The sequence below is a fragment of the Kitasatospora sp. NPDC001603 genome (assembly GCF_040298365.1).
Lineage (GTDB): Bacteria > Actinomycetota > Actinomycetes > Streptomycetales > Streptomycetaceae > Kitasatospora.
In genome coordinates, this window is the sequence record NZ_JBEPAA010000024.1 from 79,345 (window position 1) to 98,806 (window position 19,462).

Consider the following 19,462-nt stretch of genomic DNA (forward strand, 5'->3'; position numbering starts at 1 on the left):
GGCCGCCGCGCCCCGGCCGGGACGAAAATGGACTGTGCCGAATCATGCCGAATCGGTTGCAGAGCAAGCCCTTCGTCCAGCACGATGCTGCTTGGAAGAGGTTCTCCCGGCAGCCGAAGGCCCCCCGCGGAGTGCCGTCCCGATGCCTCCGAGACCCGCGATGGCAACGATTATCACCTCACGCTCCGTGAGCGAGAGTCCGGTGCAGGCATGCGCGCCGGCCCGCCCCGCCGCGTGCGTACCCGCCCTGCGCGACCGGCCCACCTCATGCCGGTGCCGCGCCGGCACCACCCAGAAGCCATTCGACGCGACGGCGCTCCTCCCCCGGCGCCGTCACCCCCAGCACCGGCGCAGCCCTGACGCCGAGTGCTGAGCGACAAAGGGCCCCGTTCCCCCGCGGGGCCCTTTGCCCTGTTCGGGGACGGAGCGCCCGGTTCCGCACCGCTCCGGCCGCGCCACCGCTGCCGACCACGCCACCGCTGCCCGCCCGCGACCGCGTTCCGGCGGCGGTCGGCCGAGCCGCACGGACGCGTGAGGGGCGCGCGGCTGCTGGCCACGCGCCCCTCGACCGCTACTGCTGCTTGCGCCAGACGCTCGGGTCGACCGGGTCGTCCTCGCCCGGCGACCGCGCGGGCGGCACCCCGCCGGACGGCATCGCCGGCGGCTCCTCGTGCGAGCCGATCACCTCGCTCACCCCCGGCCGCACGCCGGGTTCCGGCGCGATCCCCGCCTCCTGCGGCGCGCGGTCCGGAGCGGGCGCCCCCTGGTACGGCGCGTCCTGCGGCGCCGCGCCGGGCACCGCCTGGGCCCGGCCGCCGCCCGTGGCCGCCAGCAAGGGCGGCACCGCCAGCGCGCCGACCGCCGCCCAGACCACATTGACCGCCAGCACGGTGGCGAAGGCCAGCCCCACCGCGTACTCGGCGCCGAACTCCCGCTGCCGCCCGGAGTACGTCGTGGTGGAACTCGTCGAGACCACCGCGCCGGCGATCGCCATCAGCAGGCTGAGCCCCGCCGCGTACACCACCGCCAGCCGGAGCCGGTCGGCCGCGTCCAGCCGCCGCCGGTACGCCGTCCACCCGAGGAAGGCCACCGCGGCCAGCGCGAGCAGGCCGGTCCACCGCCAGTCGGCGCTCTCCCCGTGCAGGTCGAAGAAGGAGAACTCGCCGTTGTCACGCGGGCCGGACTCCCAGTCCGGGTCCGCGGTGGAGGGGCTACCGCCGCTGCCCACCTTCAGCGTCGCCGCCGACCCCAGGCCGAGCAGCAGCAGACCGACGTTCGGCAGCACGGCCAGCGAGGCGCCGGCCTCGCCGCCCTCGCCCTGGACGGCGATCAGCACGAAGCCGACGAGCGAGGCGAGGCCGATCGTCATCGTCAGCGCACGGCCCGCCGCCAGCGCGGCCACCGCCCAGCCGCGTACCGCCCGGTTGCGCCAGGCCGCCCAGCGCAGCGCGTCCGTCCCGTGGACGGCGAACGCCACCAGCCCGGCCAGCAGCGCCGTCGAGCCGACCGCCTGGAGCCAGCCGGAGTCGGCCGAGTACGTCACACCGCCCAACGAGCCGGCGTAGTCGTCCACGTCGAACCGGCCGCCGGAGGTCCCCGGGTGCCAGTCGGCGCCGGCGACCAGGCCGATCAGCAGGGTCACCGCCGCCGCGGCCACCGCGGTCCGCAGCGCCTCGGCGGCCGCCTGCCGGCTGGTCCACTGCTCACCGGTACCGGCCTGGCGCCGGCGCGCGGCGGCCCGCAGACCGATCCAGAGCGCGAGCAGCCAGAGCGCGGTGACCGTCATCGGCACCGCCCGGACGAGCGCCTCGCCGCCACCGTCCCCGTACCGGCCCCCGCCGGTGAAGCCCAACTCGAACGGCGCGCCGAGGGCGGCCAGCGCGAGCGCCAGCGCACCACCGAAGCGCTCGCCGAAGGACGGCGCCCGGAACAGGTAGAAGAAGGTGTAGTCGTCCGGGACCGCCGCGATCAGCGCCGCCAGGAACAGCACCGCGGTCGGCGCGACCATCACCTTGAACGCCGGGCGCCAGTCCGCGCCGGTCAGCCCCCGCAGGAGGGCCGGGCGCGCGGTGGCCGGGTCGTAGGGCCGGCCGGTGCCCCAACTGCCCACCGCCGGCGGCGCGAAGGCGGGCGGGGCCGGTGGTGCGGCGGGCGGCGGAGGCGTGAACCCGGCGGGCGGTGCCGCGGGCGGGGCGGGCGGCGGCGGGGGCGGCGGCATCAGCGGCCGCCCGCACGAGGCACAGCCGAGCGCCCCCTCCCCCGAAGCCGCGCCGCACGATGCGCAAATGGCCATGGACCCCGAACCCCCCGTGAACGGTTGCTCCCTGGTCCCCCCAGGGAGCCCGTTTATCCCATCGTGCCCGGACGGCTGTCAACCGGCGCCGGCCACGGCTGCCCAGCGGACCGGCGGAGCGTCAGGAGGCTTCCGGGTCACGCTTCTTGGGCACCGCCGGAACGGCGAGCAGCGGCAGTCGCAGCGCACCGAAGGCCCCGGCCGGCACGGCCGGACGCACCGGCGCCACCGCCGCGACCCGCCGGTAGGCCTCGCCCGGAGCCGGGCGGCCGTCCGCCTCGCCCTTGTTGGGCCACATCGACATGGCCCGCTCGGCCTGCGCGGTGATCGTCAGTGAGGGGTTCACCCCGAGGTTGGCGGAGACCGCGGAACCGTCCACCACGCTGATCCCGGGGTGGCCGTGGAGCCGGTGGTACGGGTCGACCACGCCGGTCTCGGCGGAGTCGCCGATGGGGCAGCCGCCGAGGAAGTGGGCGGTCATCGGGATGTCGAAGATCTCGCCGACGGTGCTGCCCGCGAACCCGTTGATCTCGGCGGCCAGCGCCTGGGCGCCCTGCTCGGCCGCCGGGATCCAGCTCGGGTTGGGCGCGCCGTGGCCCTGGGTGGAGGTCAGCTGGCCCTTGCCGAGGCCCTTGGTCTTCAGCGAGACGGTGATCGAGTTGTCCAGCGACTGCATCACCAGGCCGATGATGGTCTTCTCCGACCAGCGGTGCTGGTTCATCGACCGCGCGAAGGTCACCGGGTGGCGGGCCGCCGTGCCCAGGTAGCGCAGCCAGCGGGGGCCCTTCCCGCCGCCCTTGACCTGCATGATGGACAGCGCGCCCATCGCGTTGGAGCCCTTGCCGTAGCGCACCGGCTCGATGTGGGTGTTCGCGTCCGGGTGGATCGAGGAGGTGATCGCGACGCCCTTGGTGAAGTCCGCCCGGCTGCCGTAGCGCCGGTCGGTCGTCTGCGCGCCGACCAGCGCCTCGGAGTTCGTCCGGGTCAGCTCGCCGAGCCGGGCGGAGAGCCGCGGCAGGTGGCCGCCGTCGCGCATCCGGTGCAGCAGCGACTGGGTGCCGTAGGTGCCGGCCGCGACCACCACCCGGGCGGCGGTGATCGTGCGCGCGCCCGCCTTGACCCGGTCCGTCGTGGAGCGGGCGTCGGTCCGGCGGACGTCCACCGCGAAGCCCTCGCCGTGCTCGCGGATCCGGGCCACCGTGGTGAGCGGGTGGATCTCGGCGCCACCGCGCTCGGCCAGGTACAGGTAGTTCTCGGTGAGCATGTTCTTGGCCCCGTGCCGGCACCCGGTCATGCACTCGCCGCACTCCACGCAGGCCCGCCGGGCCGGGCCGGCCCCGCCGAAGTACGGATCGGCCACCTCCTCGCCGGGCGCCGCCCCGACAGCGCCGTCGGAGTCCTTCCCGTCGCCGAAGAAGACCCCGACCGGGGCCAGGTGGAAGGTGTCCCCGACGCCCATCTTCTCGGCGGCCGCCTTCAGATGGACGTCGGAAGGGGTGACGGTCGGGTTGAGCCGGACCCCGAGCATCCGCTGCGCCTGGTCGTAGAACGGCGCCAACTCCTCCTGCCAGTCCGTGATGTGGCGCCACTGGCGGTCCTCGAAGAACGCCTTCGGCGGCACGTACAGGGTGTTCGCGTAGTTCAGCGAGCCGCCGCCGACCCCGGCGCCCGCCAGGATCATCACATTGGCCAGCAGGTGGATCCGCTGGATGCCGTACAGGCCGAGCCTGGGCGCCCACAGGTACTTGGCGAGGTCCCAGGAGTTCCGGGGCAGTTCGTCGCGCTCGAAGCGCCGCCCGGCCTCCAGGACGGCGACCCGGTAGCCCTTCTCGGTCAGCCGCAGCGCGGAGACCGAACCACCGAAGCCCGAGCCGATCACGACCACGTCGTAGTCGAAGTCCGCCTCGTCGCGGGACGCCACCATGTGCCACTGCTCCTTCGGGATACGAACGGACTTCGGGGCCGGGCGCCCGGGCCGGGCGGCTCGGCCGGTCGGTCCGGCCCTCGGCCGGACCGGAGGGGACTACTTGAACCGCAGCGCCTTCAGGACCCGCAGCCCGCCGGTGAACACCGCGGCGAACTGCCGGTCGTCCAGGCCGAAGGCGGGCGCGAGCGGCATCACCCGCTGGCTGGCGATGGTCTGCGCCTCGGTGAACCGCAGGATGCCCTCGGCACCGTGCCGCCGGCCGAGCCCGGACTCGCCCATCCCGCCCATCGGCGAGCCGACCGAGCCGTACGCCGCCGCGTAGCCCTCGTTGACGTTGACCGTGCCGGTACGCAGCCGCGCCGCGATCGCCCGGCCGCGCCGGCCGTCCTTCGTCCAGACGCTGGAGTTGAGCCCGTACGGCGTGGAGTTGGCGATGGCCACCGCCTCGTCCTCGGTGTCGAAGCGGTACACCGAGACCACCGGGCCGAAGGTCTCCTCGGAGCAGACCGCCATCTCCGGGGTGACCCCGTCCAGGATGGTCGGCTCGTGGAAGAACGGGCCGAGGTCCGGACGGGCGCGGCCGCCGGCCACCACCGTGGCGCCGGCCTTGACCGCCTCCTCCACGTGCCGGGTGGTGGCGTCCAGCTGTCGCACCGAGACCAGCGACCCCATGTCCGCGCCGTAGGCGAGGCCGCCGCCCAGCCGCAGCGCACGGGTGCGCGCGGCGAACTTCGCCAGGAACGCGTCGGCCACCGAGCGGTGCACCAGCAGCCGCTCGATCGAGATGCAGAGCTGGCCGGCGGAGGAGAAGCAGGCCCGGACGGCGCCCTCGGCGGCCCGGTCGAGGTCGGCGTCGGCGAGCACCAGCATGGCGTTCTTGCCGCCGAGTTCGAGCGAGGCGCCGACCAGCCGGGCGGCGGCCCGCTGGGCGACCTCGCGGCCGGTGCGGGTGGAGCCGGTGAACGAGACGTAGTCGGCGTGCTCGACGACGGCCGGCCCGACCACCGGGCCGTCACCGATCACGATCTGCCACAGGTCGGCCGGCAGCCCGGCCTCGATCAGCAGCTCGCGGGCCCAGAGCGCGGTCAGCGCGGTCTGCGTGTCCGGCTTGTTGACCACCGCGTTGCCCGCCACGAAGGCGGGCAGCGCGTCGCCGATGGACAGCTCCAGCGGGTAGTTCCAGGGCGAGATGTGCCCGATCACGCCCTTGGCGCGGCGGGCCTCGACCGCCCGGGTGAGCACCGGCAGCGCCCCGCCGTGCCGCTTGTCGCGCAGGTACCCGTGCGCGGCGCGCCCGTAGTGCCGGGCCGCCATGGCGACGGCCAGCACCTCCTCGAAGGCGTGCAGCCGGGCCTTGCCGGTCTCCGCCTGGATGAGGTCCAGGACCTCGTCCTGGCGCTTGAGCAGCAGGTCGTGGAAGCGCAGCAGGACGGCGGCGCGGCGGCGGACCGGCAGCGCGGCCCAGACCGGCTGGGCGCGCCGGGCCAGCTCGTAGGCGACCTCGACGTCGGCCGGGGTCGAGCGCGGCAGGGCGGCCAGCGGCTCACCGGTCAGCGGGGCGACGGTCTCCACCAGGTCCGGCTCGCCCGCCGCGGTGACCCCGGCGGCGAGGCGGGTGACCAGGGAGGGCGGCACGGCCGCGGCGACGGTACGGCCGCCGCCGGGGGCCGCGGGGTTGCGGTCCGCGGCGCCGGCGCCGGGCTGCTCGGAGACCGTGGCATCTGCTGTGAGGTCCGTCATGGGGCGCAGCCTAGGCGCTCGGCGGCCGGTTCGGTACCCGTCGGTAACAAGAATGTCGGCGCGCCGCGGCGCGGCCGGGAGCCCGCCGGCCCGGTGGGGCGACGGCTCAGCGGGTGGGCGTGAAGTCCTTGAGCACCGCGTTGAACCGCTGCTCCCCCTCCGGCCAGTCCTTGTCCGTGTCCGGGCTGGAGAGGTAGATGGCGTAGCCCGTCCCGTCGCGGTCGATGAACTCCGCCTCTATCGCCCGCCGCCGGCCGCCCTCCTTGGCCGCGTAGCTGAACTCCCAGACCGCCGCGTCGTGGCCGTTCACCAGGACGCTGGTCAGCTTGTGCTGGCGGTACTCCTTCAGCTTCGAGACCGTGGTCTCCATCTGCCGCAGGTGCTCCAGCGGCTTGACCGACTGGCCGACGGTGACGGCGAACTGGAGGTAGTGGGTCTTGTTGTCCGGGCTGTAGAAGATCTGGTTCGCGGTGTCGGTGCTGCGCTGCCAGGCCGGGGTGGCCACCGGCAGCGGGAACCGGAAGCCCGCCGGGTCGTCCACCCAGCGGTAGCCGGTGGGCGGGGGATCGGTGTCGCCGGACGCGGTGGGCTGCGGCGTCCCGGAGCCGGTGGCGGTCGGGGAGGGACCGGGCTCCGGGGCTCCCCGGTCACGGGTCGCGAGGAAGGTCGCCCCGGCGGCCACCACCGCCACGGTCAGGGCGATCGCGGCGACCCGCAGCACGGCCCGGCGCCTGGCCGGGCCACGCGCGGGCGAAACGGAGTGCGCTCCCGGCGTGGGCGTGGCGGCGTGCGCTCCCGACAGGGGCGTGGCGGCATGCGCTCCCGACAGGGGCGTGGCGGCATGCGCCCCGGACAGCACGGCCGGTCCGGCGGGCCCCAGCGGCCCCGTACCCGGCCGCTCGGCGTCCACCGCGGCGTGTACCGGCGGCTGCGGCGCGGTCGGCCCCTCGGAGTCGACGACCGGGACCGGCCCGGCCGGCCCGTCGGTGCGGTCGACCACCGGCACCGACTGGGTGGGCGTCTTGACCGGCGCGACGGGCTTGAAGCCCATGGTGTGCCCGGCCTTCACCTCGGCCAGCATCCGGGCCGCCTCGTCCGCGCTCGGCCGCTCGGCCGGGTCCTTCGCCATCAGCGCGGCCAGCACCGGCCCCAGCGCCCCGGCCCGCCTCGGCTCCGGCAGCGGCTCGCCGACCACCGCGGCCAGCGTGGTCAGCGGCGAGGTCCGGCGAAACGGCGAGTCGCCCTCCACGGCCGCGTACAGCGTCGCCCCGAGGCCCCACAGGTCGGAGGCCGGGCCCGGCCGCTCGCCCTGGGCGCGCTCCGGCGCGAGGTAGTCCGGCGAGCCGACCAGGTCGCCCGGGCGGGTCAGCTCGGTCGAGCCCTCGAAGGTCGCGATGCCGAAGTCCAGCAGCACCACCCGCCCGGTGCCGCGCTCCAGCAGCACGTTGGCCGGCTTCACGTCCCGGTGCAGCACGCCCAGCTGGTGCCCGCGGTGCAGCGCGGCCAGCACCTGGCCGCCAACCTCGGCGGCGGCGCGCGGCGAGAGGGTGCCGTCCTGGCTGATCACATCGGCCAGCGAGCGGCCGTCGACCAGCTCCATCACGATCCACGGCTTGCCGTCCTGCTCCAGCACGTCGTGGACGGTGATCACGCCGGGGTGCTTGATCCGGGCGGCGGCGCTGGCTTCGCGCTTCATCCGGGCGTTCAGGATCTGCAGTTCCTCCTCGGGGAGGTGGCTGACGGTCAGCTCCTTGACCGCGACCTCGCGGTCCAGCATCCGGTCCCAGGCCCGCCAGACCGTGCCCATGCCGCCCCGGCCGAGCCGGTCGCCCAGCTCGTAGCGCCCGGCCAGCAGCCGCTCACCCTCGGCCGTCCCCGGCCGGTCCTGCACGCCCATCGGCGACCGCTCCCCCTCCTCCACCTGCCGTCACCGCGACGGAGGGCCCGGTACAGACCACATTTCGAACAGCTCTCACGGCACACCCTAGGCGCACTGCCCGGCCCCCGGTAACCTCCCCCGGCCGCAGGAGGGACGGGGGCGGCCCGGCGGACACCGTCAGCCTGCGAACATCACCACGGCGGCCACCCCGAGCACCAGCAGCAGGAACACCCCGCCGACCAGGACCGGGCCCAGCAGGGCGGGTGGCAGCAACGGCTTCCGGGCGGGCGGCGGACCGGCGTCGGGCGCCGCCTCCGGGCGCGGGGCGCCGCGGCCGCGCCGGCGCGGGTTCAGCGGTACCAGCGGTCCCTCCGGCCGGAGTTCGAGCGCCCGGGCCGCGCGCTCCTCGTCGACCGGCTCCGGGGCACCCGCCAACAGGTCCGCCAGCTCCCGCCGGATGCCCGCCGCCCCCGGCCGCAGCGCCGGGTCGGGCTGCAGCAGCCGCTCGACCAGTGGCGCCAGCGGCCCGCAGACCGTCGACGGCTCCCGCCGGCCGTCGCGCACCGCGGTCACCAACTCGGGCACCCCCTGGTCGGGGTACGGCGAGCGGCCCGTCACCAGCCGGTGCAGCAGCACGCCCAGCGCCCAGCAGTCCCCGGCCGGGCCGCCGTCCAGCGGCCAGCGCTCCGCCACCGCACCGACCAGGGTGGCGCGGACCTCGTACCGGCGGCGGCCGCCGGGCCCGCCCAGCTCCTCCGCCAGCGCCTCCTCCGCCACCCCCGGGAGCAGCCCGCCCAGCAGGGCCGCACCGTCCTCGCAGACCAGGACGGACTCGGCGGTCAGGTTGCCGTGCGTGAGCCCGGCCTCGTGCAGCGCCCGCAGCGCGCCGGCCAGGTCCGCCGCCAACTCGGCCGCCCGGTACGGCGCGACCGGTCCGGCGGCGGCCAGGTCGGCCAGCAGCACCCCGGCCGGCCACTCCTCGACCGTCCGGAGCAGGTCACCCTCGACGAACGCGCCGACGCCCTGCAGCAGCCTCGGGTGCACGGGCGCGGCCGAACCGACCTCGGCCACCCGGCGGACCAGCCGCTCGCTCTGCTCGGGCATCGGGCCGTCCGGATCGTCCGGGTCGTGACCGCTCGTCAGCAGCGCGGGAAGCTCCAGCGCGCGCAGCAGGACGGTGGCTCCCGTCCGCTCGTCCACCGCGAGTGCCCGCAGCGCCTCCGGACGGTCCGTCAGTCGGTAACGCCCCGCCAGTACCTGACCCGGACCCGCTCGCATGGGTGTTCCTCTCGCTCACCGCCCAGCCTAGGCCCTGACCGGCCGAACCTCGCCGGGTGCGCGGCGACCGGCCCAACGGGCCGCGTCGACGACCGCATTACGCTCGTTCCATGGACTGGACCGATCTGATCGACGCGGCCTTCGACGTGGCCGGCAACAGCAACCGTGACAACCGGGCCGAGGCCCTGCGCACCGTCGAGGCGAACGTCGTGCCCGACGAGAAGCCGGTCGCCTCCACGGCCGGGCGCCACCCCGACCACTTCCGCAAGGGCGTACTGGTCCTCACCACCCAGCGGCTGCTCTTCCTGAAGGACGGCAAGCCGCCCGTCCCGGTTCCGCTCTCCGCGGTGACGGACGCGACCGTCAACCGGAGCAGGCTCAACGGCGAGGTGCTGCTGGTGGTCGCGCTCACCGGCTCGCACCGCTTCGAGGACGTGGTCAAGGCCGAGGTGTTCGCCGAGCAGATCCGGGCCACCGCCCGGCTGGTCCGCGAGGCCGCGGCGAAGGCCCCGGCCGCACCCGCCGGCGCCCCGGCCGTCGCGCCGGCCGCCTCCGGCACCGAGCTGCTGGACCAGTTGGAGCGGCTGACCGCCCTGCACACCGCGGGGGCGCTCACCGACGAGGAGTTCAGCCGCGCCAAGCAGCGCCTGATCGGCTGACCTCCGCCGGCCGGGCCCGGCCTCGGGCCCGGCCGGCGGAGCCGCCTACGGCGCGGGCTGGAAGGTGTCGAAGGCGACCTGACGGGCCTGCACGCTCGCCGGCGTGCCCCAGTCCGCGTCCGGGGTGATCCAGTAGATCGAGTACCCGTACTTGGCCGGAGTGCCGGTCACGAAGCCCCGGTTGAGCGAGTGCATCCTGGGCGTGCCGTTGGTCCACTCCCAGTCGGCGGAGTTGGCCCAGTCCCGGTAGGTGATGGCCTGCAGCTGCACCCGCTGGTAGTTGCTGACCTGGGCGCGCAGCCCCGGCTCGGACTCCTGCCAGTCGGCGACCGCGCTCGGGCCCGGGGTGGTGGTCCACTCGATCTTCAGCGTGCTGCCGTTGCCCTTGAAGACCCGGCGGATGGACTCCGAGCCGGCGGGCTGCAGCCAGTCCGGCAGGACGATCGAGAAGCCGGTCGGGTCCTTGTACTCGTGGTACCCGGCGGGCACCGCCGCGCCGGGAGCCGCCGGGGCGGGCGGCACGGCGGCGGGCTGGGTCGCGGGCACGGCGGCCGGAGTGGTCTCGGCCGGAGCCGCCCCGCTCCCGGCCGGGGTCGTCGCGGCCGGTGCCCCCGGCGCCGGCGTACCGGGCGCGGCGCTGCCGGGCCACGCGGTAGCGGCCGCCGGAGTGTCGGGTGCCGAGGGACCGGTCACGGCGGCCGGGGAGGTGGCGCCCGCGCCGTTGGCCGCGCCGCCGTCGGCGTCGCCGAAGGCCCGGACCATCGCCACCGCCCCGGCGATCAGCAGCAGCACCACCACGACGGTCACCACGGCGAGCCGCCGCCGGCCCTTGCGCGGATCGGCGCCGGCGGCCTGGGTCGCCCCGAGGGTCCACTCGCTGGTCACCGGCCGGATCGGCTCCGCCGCGGGCGCGGCGGCGGCCCCGGCGGCGGGCCTCGCGGTGTCCTCGGCGGGCTCGGCGTCCTTGGCCCGGCTGCCCACCCGGACGGTGCCGAGTAGCCCGCCGATCGTGCGCCGGGGGGTCTCCCCGCCCGTCGGCTTCGCCGTGGCGCCGCCCTCGGAGTCGCCTCCCGCTGCTTCGTCGGCCGCGGGCTCCCCGGCGGCCGCCTTCACCGGCATCGCGTGCTCGGTGGTCGACTCCGCCCGGGTGGTCGCGTCGGCCACCACCCGCTTGAGCAGCGAGCGGGTCTGCGAGGCGTCCAGCCGCTCGGCCGGGTCCTTCGCCAGCAGCCCCTCGATGACCGGCCGCAGCGGCCCGGCGTTGAACGGCGTGCCGAGCTCCTCCGTCATCACCGCCGTCAGGGTGGCGAGCGCCGAGCCCCGGTCGTACGGCGGCCGGCCCTCGACCATCGCGTACAGCGTGCCGCCCAGCGACCAGAGGTCGGCCGGCGGCCCGGGCTTCTGCCCGCGGGCCCGCTCCGGGGATATGTACGAGGGCGCGCCGACCAGCATGCCGGTCGAGGTCACCGAGGCGTCGCCCTCCACGCTGGCGATGCCGAAGTCGGTGAGCACCACCCGGCCGTCCTCGCCGATCAGCACGTTGGACGGCTTCACGTCACGGTGCAGGATGCCGTGCGCGTGCGCGGCGACGAGCACCCCCAGCACGTCCAGCGCGATCTCGGCGGCCCGGCCGGGCGACAGCGGCCCGTCCTCCTTGATCACGTCCGCCAGCGAGCGGGACTCCACCAGCTCCATGACGATCCACGGCCGGTCGTCCTCCTCGACGACGTCGAAGACGGTGACGGCCGAGCCGTGCCGGATCCGGGCGGTGGCCTTGGCCTCGCGCAGTGTCCGGACGATCAGCCGGTGCTTCTCGTCCTCGTCGACGCTGCCGTTCATCCGCAGTTCCTTGACCGCGACGATCCGGCCCAGCATCTCGTCCTCGGCACGCCACACGGTGCCCATGCCGCCGCGCCCGAGCACCGCGTCCAGCCGGTAGCGTCCGGCCAGGAGGCGGCCGGTGGAGCCCTGCGCCTGGGTCATTCGGAACGTTCCCCCATGTGCTGCTGGCGGTCGAGGTGACGGCGCGTCGGCCCGGCGCGGGCCCGAACGCCAAGCCTCCATCATCCCCTGTCCCGAGGGCCCGCGACCACCCGGCCCCCGGCCAGCCTGGTGACGGACCGGAACGGCCCCGGCGCTCCGTGCCCGATCTGTGATCGAAAACTCTGTCCGGCCGCCCCCGGGCGCTGCTAGCGTTCGGCAGCTCACCGTCTTTCCCGGGGGGATTCGACGCCCATGACCGCACCCGCACCGGGCACTGACGGCCGGTCGGACCGGCCGCGTACGGCCACGCACTACTCCGTCGCACCGGAACCGGAGACCCCCGAGGGCTATGCCGCCCCGGGCATGCCCGGGGCCCCGGTGGCCGGTTACCACCCCGCCCCCGCCCCCGAGCCCGCCCCGCAGGGCCGGGGCCGCCGGGGCGGCCGCACCGCCGTCGCGATCACCCTCGCGGTCGCCGCGATGCTGGCCGGCGCGCTGGCCTACGGTCTCGCCCCGGCGCGGGCGGCGAGCACCGTCGGCTGGCTGGCCATCGCCCCGGCCGCCGCCGTCGCCCTGCCGCTCGGCCGGCTCGGCGGCCGCGGCCACGCCCTGCCCCCGCTGGGCGCGCTGCTCGCCGCCGGCGCGCTCTTCCTCGGCCAGCTGATCGGCGAGGCCCGCCGGCTGCCCGGGCCGACCGGTGCGTACGACGCGCTGCTCCGGGACGCCCTCGCCCACTGGCGCGCCGACCGCCACCCGCTGGACGCCGTCTTCTACGGCATCGCGCTGATCGGCGGCTTCCTGCTCACCCGCCGCGCGGCCGCCCGGGACTGAACGCGGGAGGCCCCCGCCGGAACGCGTCCGGCGGGGGCCTCCCGCACAGCGGGGCGGCTCAGCGGTGGTTGAGCGCCGGGTTGACCGTCACCTCGACCCGCTGGAACTCCTTGAGCTCCGTGTAGCCGGTGGTGGCCATCGCGCGGCGCAGCGCGCCGAACAGGTTCATGGTGCCGTCGGGGGTGTGCGACGGACCGGTGAGGATCTCCTCGGTGGTGCCGACCGTGCCGAGGTTGACCCGCTTGCCGCGCGGCAGCTCCTCGTGGACGGCCTCCATGCCCCAGTGGAAGCCCTTGCCCGGGGCGTCCGTGGCGCGGGCCAGCGCCGCGCCGATCATCACCGCGTCGGCGCCGCAGGCGACGGCCTTGGGGATGTCACCGCTGTAGCCGACCCCACCGTCCGCGATCACGTGCACGTAGCGGCCGCCGGACTCGTCCATGTAGTCGCGGCGGGCGGCCGCGACGTCGGCGACGGCGGTGGCCATCGGCACCTGGATGCCGAGGACGCCACGGGTGGTGTGGGCGGCGCCGCCGCCGAAGCCGACCAGCACGCCGGCCGCACCGGTGCGCATCAGGTGCAGCGCGGCCGTGTAGGTGGCGCAGCCGCCGACGATGACCGGGACGTCCAGCTCGTAGATGAACTGCTTGAGGTTCAGCGGCTCGGCGCCGCTGGAGACGTGCTCCGCGGAGACGGTGGTGCCGCGGATGACGAAGACGTCGACACCGGCGTCCACGACGGCCTTCGAGAACTCGGCGGTGCGCTGCGGGGAGAGCGCGGCGGCGGTGACCACGCCGGAGTCGCGGACCTCCTGGATCCGCTGCTTGATCAGGTCGGCCTGGATCGGCGCGGCGTAGACCTCCTGCAGGCGGCGGGTGGCGGCGGCCTCGTCGGTGAACGTGGCGATCTCGTCCAGCAGCGGCTGCGGGTCCTCGTAGCGGGTCCAGAGGCCTTCCAGGTTGAGCACGCCCAGACCGCCGAGGCGGCCGATCGCGATGGCCTGCTGCGGGGAGACCACGCTGTCCATCGGGGCGGCCAGGAACGGCAGGTCGAAGCGGTAGGCATCGATCTGCCAGGCGATCGAGACCTCCTTCGGGTCCCGGGTGCGGCGGCTGGGGACGACGGCGATGTCGTCGAATGCGTACGCCCGGCGGCCGCGCTTGCCTCGCCCGATCTCGATCTCAGTCACTTCGTTCGAGCCCTTCTGGTTTGTTGCTCATACCCGCCGGGTCACCCCGGCCGCCCCCAGTATCCCGCACGCTGTGCTAGTCGCGCGCTCGCCTCCGGGGCGCTCCACCCGACAAGCACGAGGGACCCACCGCCGGGTGGCGGTGGGTCCCTCGGTGTCGGGCGGTGTCAGCGGCTGGTGTAGTTCGGCGCCTCGACGGTCATCTGGATGTCGTGCGGGTGGCTCTCCTTGAGGCCCGCCGAGGTGATCCGGACGAACCGGCCCTTGCTCTCCATCTCGGCGATGGTGGCCGCGCCGACGTAGCCCATGGTCTGGCGCAGGCCGCCGACCAGCTGGTGCAGCACCGCGGACAGCGGCCCGCGGTAGGGCACCTGGCCCTCGATGCCCTCGGGGACGAGCTTGTCGTCCGAGGCCACCTCGGCCTGGAAGTAGCGGTCCTTGGAGTACGAGCGGCCCTGGCCGCGGGACTGCATGGCGCCCAGCGAGCCCATGCCGCGGTAGGACTTGAACTGCTTGCCGTTGATGAACAGCAGCTCGCCCGGGGACTCCTCGCAGCCGGCCAGCAGCGAGCCCAGCATCACGGTGTCGGCACCGGCGGCGAGCGCCTTGCCGATGTCGCCGGAGTACTGCAGGCCGCCGTCACCGATCACCGGCACGCCGGCCGCCTGGCACGCGACCGCGGCCTCGTAGATGGCGGTGACCTGCGGGACGCCGATGCCGGCGACCACGCGGGTGGTGCAGATGGAGCCGGGGCCGACGCCGACCTTGACGCCGTCCACGCCGGCGTCGATCAGCGCCTGGGCGCCGTCACGGGTGGCGACGTTGCCGCCGACCACGTCGATGCCGACGGCGGCCTTGATCTTGGCGATCCAGGCCAGCGCGTTGTGGCTGTGGCCGTGCGAGGTGTCCACGACCAGGAAGTCCGCGCCGGCCTCGACCAGGGCCTGGGCCCGGTCGAACGCCTCGGCGCTGGCGCCGACGGCGGCACCGACGAGCAGCCGGCCCTCGGCGTCCTTGGCGGCGTTCGGGTACTTCTCGGCCTTGACGAAGTCCTTGACGGTGATCAGGCCCTTGATCCGGCCCTCGTCGTCGACCAGCGGGAGCTTCTCGATCTTGTGGCGGCGCAGCAGGCCGATCGCGTCCTCGCCGGAGATGCCGACCTTGCCGGTGATCAGCGGCATCGGGGTCATGATCTCGCGGACCTGGCGGGTGCGGTCCGACTCGAAGGCCATGTCACGGTTGGTGACGATGCCGAGGAGCCGGCCCGACTCGTCCGCGATCGGCACGCCGCTGATCCGGAACTTGGCACAGAGCGCGTCCGCCTCGCCCAGGGTGGTCTCCGGGCCGACCGTGATCGGGTCGGTGACCATGCCAGACTCGGAGCGCTTCACCAGGTCGACCTGGTTGGCCTGGTCCTCGACCGAGAGGTTGCGGTGCAGGACGCCGACGCCGCCCTGCCGGGCCATCGCGATCGCCATCCGCGCCTCGGTGACCTTGTCCATCGCCGCGGACAGCAGCGGGATGTTGACGCGCACGTTCCGGGAGACCCGCGAGGAGGTGTCGACCTGGTTCGGCAGCACCTCGGAGGCCCCGGGCAGCAGCAGCACGTCGTCGTACGTGAGCCCGAGCATCGCGAACTTCTCGGGTACGCCTGCGGCGTTGTAGGACATTTGGGGGTACCTTCCGTGGCCGGCCTAATCCGCTCGCGCCCTGAGGGTGGGGGCGCACTCCATCGCTCACTCGCTCAGGCCGCCGAAAGCTCGGTGCCATTGGAGGAACCTCCAGGGAAACCCCGCTCGCACCCACGGAACTTTGGCGACCCGCCCAGGCGCCGATACCCCATGGTACTGGCACCGCGAATGTGTCCTCGTGTGCCCTTGACAACACCGACCGCCCATGGGCCATTCCGGCCCCCCACCAGGGCGGACGATCAGGAGGACTCCTCCGCGAGCGCCCGCAGCCGGCTGAGCGCCCGGTGCTGGGCGACCCGGACCGCGCCGGGCGACATCCCGAGCATCTCGCCGGTCTCCTCCGCCGACAGCCCGGCGGCCACCCGCAGCAGCACCAGCTCACGCTGACGGGCCGGCAGGTTGGAGAGCAGCTCCTTGGCCCAGGCCGCGTCGCTGCTGAGCAGCGCCCGCTCCTCGGGGCCGAGCGCCTCGTCCGGCACCTCCGGCAGGTCGTCCTGCGGGACGACCGTCGAGCCGGGGCCGCGCATCGCGGCCCGCTGCAGATCGGCGATCTTGTGCGCGGCGATGCCGTAGACGAAGGCCTCGAACGGGCGGCCCTGGTCCCGGTAGCGCGGCAGTGCGCAGAGCACCGCGACGCAGACCTCCTGGGCGACGTCGTCCACGTGGTGCCGGGCCCCGCCCGGCAGCCGGACCAGCCGGCCGCGGCAGTAGCGCAGGGCCAGCGGGTGGACGTAGGCGAGCAGCGCGTCGATCGCCGGACCCTCGCCCCGGACGGCGGCCGCGACCAGCTCGCCGACCAACGGGGAGCTGCCGGTGCCGAGCACCGGGGGGCGGCCGGGGCCGATGTCGTCGGGGCCGTGTTCGGGGCCCTGGTCGGAGCCGTGGTCCGGCTCGCCGCCCCCGAGATCCGCGTACGACGGACCGCGGCCCGGACCGGAGGGCTCGGCCTCCACCGGGTCAGCCTCGCCGGGAGTACCGGCAACGTCGTCACGCATCGGTCCATGGTGCCTGGTCGAACGGGAAAACGCGGCACCGCGTCCGGAGTTGTGCACCGGAACGTTATGCGGTGCGACGCCGGGCACCGCGCCGTCGCGCACCACCGGCCCCTCCTGCACCGTGCCACCTCCCGCCCCGCTGCCGTCGGTGGTCCCGTCCGTCGCGCCGTCCGCCGAATGCGCTGCGGCTCCGTGGTTCGCCGCAGTGCCTGTCCGCTGGTCCCCGAGGTGCTCCACACCTCCATGGTGCAACCTCGGGACCGTAACGTCACACGCCCCTGCGGGGGGAACCGCGACGAGCGCGCCGCAGCCGGCGGAGCCGGCGGTGGTCAGCGGACCAGGCCCCACCGGAAGCCCAGGGCCACCGCGTGCGCGCGGTCCGAGGCGCCGAGCTTCTTGAACAGCCGTCGGGCGTGGGTCTTCACGGTGTCCTCGGAGAGGAAGAGCTCGCGGCCGATCTCGGCGTTGCTGCGGCCGTGGCTCATGCCCTCCAGCACCTGGATCTCACGCGCCGTCAGCGTCGGAGCGGCGCCCATGTCGGGGCTGCGCAGCCGGCGCGGGGCGAGCCGCCAGGTCGGGTCGGCGAGGGCCTGGGTGACGGTCGCCCGCAGCTCGGCGCGCGAGGCGTCCTTGTGCAGGTAACCGCGGGCACCGGCGGCCACCGCGAGGGCGACGCCGTCGAGGTCCTCGGCGACGGTGAGCATGATGATCCGCGCGCCCGGGTCGGCGGACAGCAGCCGCCGGACCGTCTCGACCCCGCCGAGGCCGGGCATCCGGACGTCCATCAGAACGAGATCGGAGCGGTCGGCCACCCAGCGGCGGAGGACCTCCTCCCCGTTCGTCGCGGTGGTGACCCGGTCGACGCCGGGTACGGTCGCGACCGCGCGGCGAAGCGCCTCGCGGGCGAGCGGGGAATCGTCGCAAACGAGAACGGAAGTCATGACCGTCGTCCTCCGCAGCTGATCCGCGTCACGTTGAGCCTCCTGGCTGGTACGAATCTCTCCGACACGGCCGATTGGCGACGGACTCCGTGCCGATCGCCTGAACTTCCCCGCGATCGTTCCCGACGTCCGGCGCCCGCTAACCGCCTCCGCACTTCCAACGACCGTCACTCGAATGAGTTACGGCTTTCAGGGCCATCTCCACCACTGTACGTGGCCAACCCGTTACCGATCAGCTACCTCGCGGTGCACACGCCGCTCTTTTGTGCAGCTCGCGCGCGGCGGGCGCACCACCCGCACACCGGTACGGATCGTCGCGCGCCCGTCGGCCACCCGATTGCCACGTCTGCGCCTGCCGAACTCAATGCCCACTTTGCCTGTTTTTATAGCTTTTGTATGGTCATTGACTGTTGTGCAACTCTGTGGGTGACTTGTCCATGGAGTTGCCGTAAGTCATATTTCCAGGTGTCCACACCAGCGCATCGATGCCTCGCCGTGCCGTGCAGCCCCGCCCGCCGATGGCCGGTCCGCGGCCGCGAGCCTCTGAAGGGAATGAGCCATGGCAGATTTCTCCCGCCTCCCCGGCCCCAACGCCGATCTCTGGGACTGGCAGCTCTCCGCGGCCTGCCGCGGCGTGGACAGCTCGCTCTTCTTCCACCCCGAAGGGGAGCGCGGCGCCGCGCGGAGTTCGCGCGAGGCGAGCGCCAAGGAGGTCTGCATGCGCTGCCCGGTACGCACCGAATGCGCGGCGCACGCCCTGGCCGTCCGCGAGCCGTACGGCGTCTGGGGAGGCCTGACCGAGGATGAGCGCGAGGAGATGATGGGCCGCTCGCGCAACCGCCTCGTGGAAGTACCGCTGGTCGCGCCGACGGGGCTGCCGCGCTAGGCACGCACCCGCTCCGCGCCATGAAGAAACGTTTCTTCATGGCGCTTCGAGCCGCCGGTCCGCCCGGGCGAACGCCCGGTCAGCGCCCGGCCGCCGCGCCCGCCAGCCGCTCCAGCATCAGCGCCACCGCCGGCACCTCGGCGAGGTCCGGCAGGGTCAGGGCGACCACCTGCCGCACCGCCGGCGCCCCCGAGGCGGTCCGCACCGGCACCGCCGACACGCCGTCGGGGCGCACCGACTCCAGCGCCAGCCCCGGCAGCACCGCCACCCCGAGCCCGGCCGCCACCAGGCCGACCACCGCCGGGTAGTCGTCGGTCGCGAAGTCGATCCGGGGCTCGAAGCCCGCCCCCGCACAGAGTTCCACCAGGTGCCCCCGGCACTGCGGGCAGCCCGCGATCCACTGCTCCCCCGCCAGTTCGCCGAGTTCCACCGGCCCGCGCCCGTCGCCGCGCCCCGACAGCGGGTGCGCGGCGGGCAGCAGGCCGACCATCGGGTCGTCGAGCAGCGGGGTGACCACCAGGTCGGACCAGTCGGTGGTGGCGCTGAGCTGCTGGGCCTCCAGATTGGCCTCGGCCCGCGCCTCGCGCGGCGTGCCGTGCCCGGGAGCGGACGCCGGAAGGGGCGTCGGCGCGCCGCCGGGAGCCTGCGGATACCGGAAGGCCAGCGCGATCTCGCACTCGCCGCCGCGCAGCATCGCCAGCGACTCCGGCGGTTCGGCCTCGACCAGCGACACGCGCACCCCCGGATGGCTGTCCCGCAGCCGGGCGACGGCCGGCGGCACCAGGGTGGAACTCGCGGTGGGGAAGGAGACCAGCCGCACCCGCCCGGCCCGCAGTCCGGCGATCGCCGCGACCTCCTCCTCGGCGGCGGAGAGCCCGGCCAGGATGCCGGTGGCATGCTTGAGGAGCACCCGCCCGGCCTCGCTCAGCTGCATGCCGCGCCCCGAACGGACCACCAGCGGGGTGTCGACGGACTTCTCCAGCGCCTTCATCTGCTGGCTGATGGCGGGCTGCGTACAGCCCAGCTCACGGGCGGCGGCGGAGAAGGAGCCGGTGCGGGCGACGGCACGCAGAACGCGCAGGTGGCGGGCCTCGATCATGCCTCAGTTATAAGGCAATCTTTGCTTTATGCAAAATTCAACTGATAGTTGAAGAGTCAAACGCCCCACACGCC

At 74.6% G+C, this 19,462-nt stretch carries 14 protein-coding genes; 3 read left to right on the top strand and 11 right to left on the bottom strand.

The genetic code is table 11. From position 1 onward, the window contains the following. Nucleotides 1-571 precede the first annotated feature (571 nt). From ABT263_RS17580 to ABT263_RS17600, 5 genes are all read right to left on the bottom strand, one after another. On the bottom strand, nt 572-2,110 hold the full coding sequence (locus tag ABT263_RS17580) for a hypothetical protein (RefSeq protein ID WP_352291278.1): 1,539 nt from the start codon (nt 2,108-2,110) through the stop codon (nt 572-574). Nucleotides 2,111-2,414: 304 nt separating this feature from the next. Next, nucleotides 2,415-4,217: a GMC oxidoreductase gene (locus ABT263_RS17585; protein ID WP_352291279.1), complete on the bottom strand. Its 1,803-nt coding sequence runs from the start codon at nt 4,215-4,217 to the stop codon at nt 2,415-2,417. A gap of 99 nt (nt 4,218-4,316) precedes the next feature. After that, nucleotides 4,317-5,960 carry a succinic semialdehyde dehydrogenase gene (locus ABT263_RS17590; protein WP_329488071.1) on the bottom strand — a complete coding sequence of 548 codons (1,644 nt, stop codon included), beginning with the start codon at nt 5,958-5,960 and terminating at the stop codon, nt 4,317-4,319. 106 nt (nt 5,961-6,066) lie between these two features. Then, the gene (locus ABT263_RS17595; protein WP_352291280.1) at nt 6,067-7,857 is read right to left on the bottom strand and encodes a protein kinase domain-containing protein; all 1,791 of its coding nucleotides are present in this window, start codon (nt 7,855-7,857) and stop codon (nt 6,067-6,069) included. Nucleotides 7,858-8,016: 159 nt separating this feature from the next. After that, nucleotides 8,017-9,117, bottom strand: coding sequence for a protein kinase (locus ABT263_RS17600; protein WP_352291281.1), 1,101 nt, complete (start codon nt 9,115-9,117; stop codon nt 8,017-8,019). A gap of 110 nt (nt 9,118-9,227) precedes the next feature. Here ABT263_RS17600 and ABT263_RS17605 point away from each other — a divergent pair, with 110 nt between their 5' ends. After that, nucleotides 9,228-9,776 (top strand): SHOCT domain-containing protein, encoded by a 549-nt coding sequence (locus tag ABT263_RS17605; RefSeq protein ID WP_352291282.1) that lies wholly within the window; start codon nt 9,228-9,230, stop codon nt 9,774-9,776. Nucleotides 9,777-9,821: 45 nt separating this feature from the next. Here the strand turns inward: ABT263_RS17605 and ABT263_RS17610 are convergent, their stop codons facing one another. Further along, entirely contained in the window at nt 9,822-11,759 is a 1,938-nt protein-coding gene (locus ABT263_RS17610) for a serine/threonine-protein kinase (protein WP_352291283.1), read from the bottom strand. Between the two features lie 252 nt (nt 11,760-12,011). Between ABT263_RS17610 and ABT263_RS17615 the strand changes: the two genes are divergently transcribed. After that, on the top strand, nt 12,012-12,590 hold the full coding sequence (locus ABT263_RS17615) for a hypothetical protein (RefSeq protein ID WP_352291284.1): 579 nt from the start codon (nt 12,012-12,014) through the stop codon (nt 12,588-12,590). A 58-nt stretch (nt 12,591-12,648) separates the two neighbouring features. Here ABT263_RS17615 and ABT263_RS17620 read toward each other — a convergent pair whose 3' ends face one another. The 4 genes from ABT263_RS17620 to ABT263_RS17635 form a co-directional block, all read right to left on the bottom strand. Further along, entirely contained in the window at nt 12,649-13,776 is a 1,128-nt protein-coding gene (locus ABT263_RS17620; protein WP_352291285.1) for a GuaB3 family IMP dehydrogenase-related protein, read from the bottom strand. A 167-nt stretch (nt 13,777-13,943) separates the two neighbouring features. Further along, a complete protein-coding gene (gene guaB, locus ABT263_RS17625; RefSeq protein WP_352291286.1) occupies nt 13,944-15,446 on the bottom strand; it encodes an IMP dehydrogenase in 1,503 nt (500 codons plus the stop codon). A gap of 260 nt (nt 15,447-15,706) precedes the next feature. Next, nucleotides 15,707-16,291, bottom strand: a complete 585-nt coding sequence (shbA, locus tag ABT263_RS17630) for an RNA polymerase sigma factor ShbA (RefSeq protein WP_329492134.1) — start codon at nt 16,289-16,291, stop codon at nt 15,707-15,709. A 500-nt stretch (nt 16,292-16,791) separates the two neighbouring features. Continuing rightward, nucleotides 16,792-17,403, bottom strand: coding sequence for a response regulator transcription factor (locus ABT263_RS17635; RefSeq protein ID WP_014136228.1), 612 nt, complete (start codon nt 17,401-17,403; stop codon nt 16,792-16,794). A 559-nt stretch (nt 17,404-17,962) separates the two neighbouring features. On the opposite strand from ABT263_RS17635, the gene ABT263_RS17640 reads away from it, so the two are divergent. After that, nucleotides 17,963-18,289 carry a WhiB family transcriptional regulator gene (locus ABT263_RS17640; protein ID WP_329488083.1) on the top strand — a complete coding sequence of 109 codons (327 nt, stop codon included), beginning with the start codon at nt 17,963-17,965 and terminating at the stop codon, nt 18,287-18,289. 79 nt (nt 18,290-18,368) lie between these two features. Here ABT263_RS17640 and ABT263_RS17645 read toward each other — a convergent pair whose 3' ends face one another. Next, nucleotides 18,369-19,388 (bottom strand): LysR family transcriptional regulator, encoded by a 1,020-nt coding sequence (locus ABT263_RS17645; RefSeq protein ID WP_352291287.1) that lies wholly within the window; start codon nt 19,386-19,388, stop codon nt 18,369-18,371. Between the last annotated feature and the right edge of the window lie 74 nt (nt 19,389-19,462).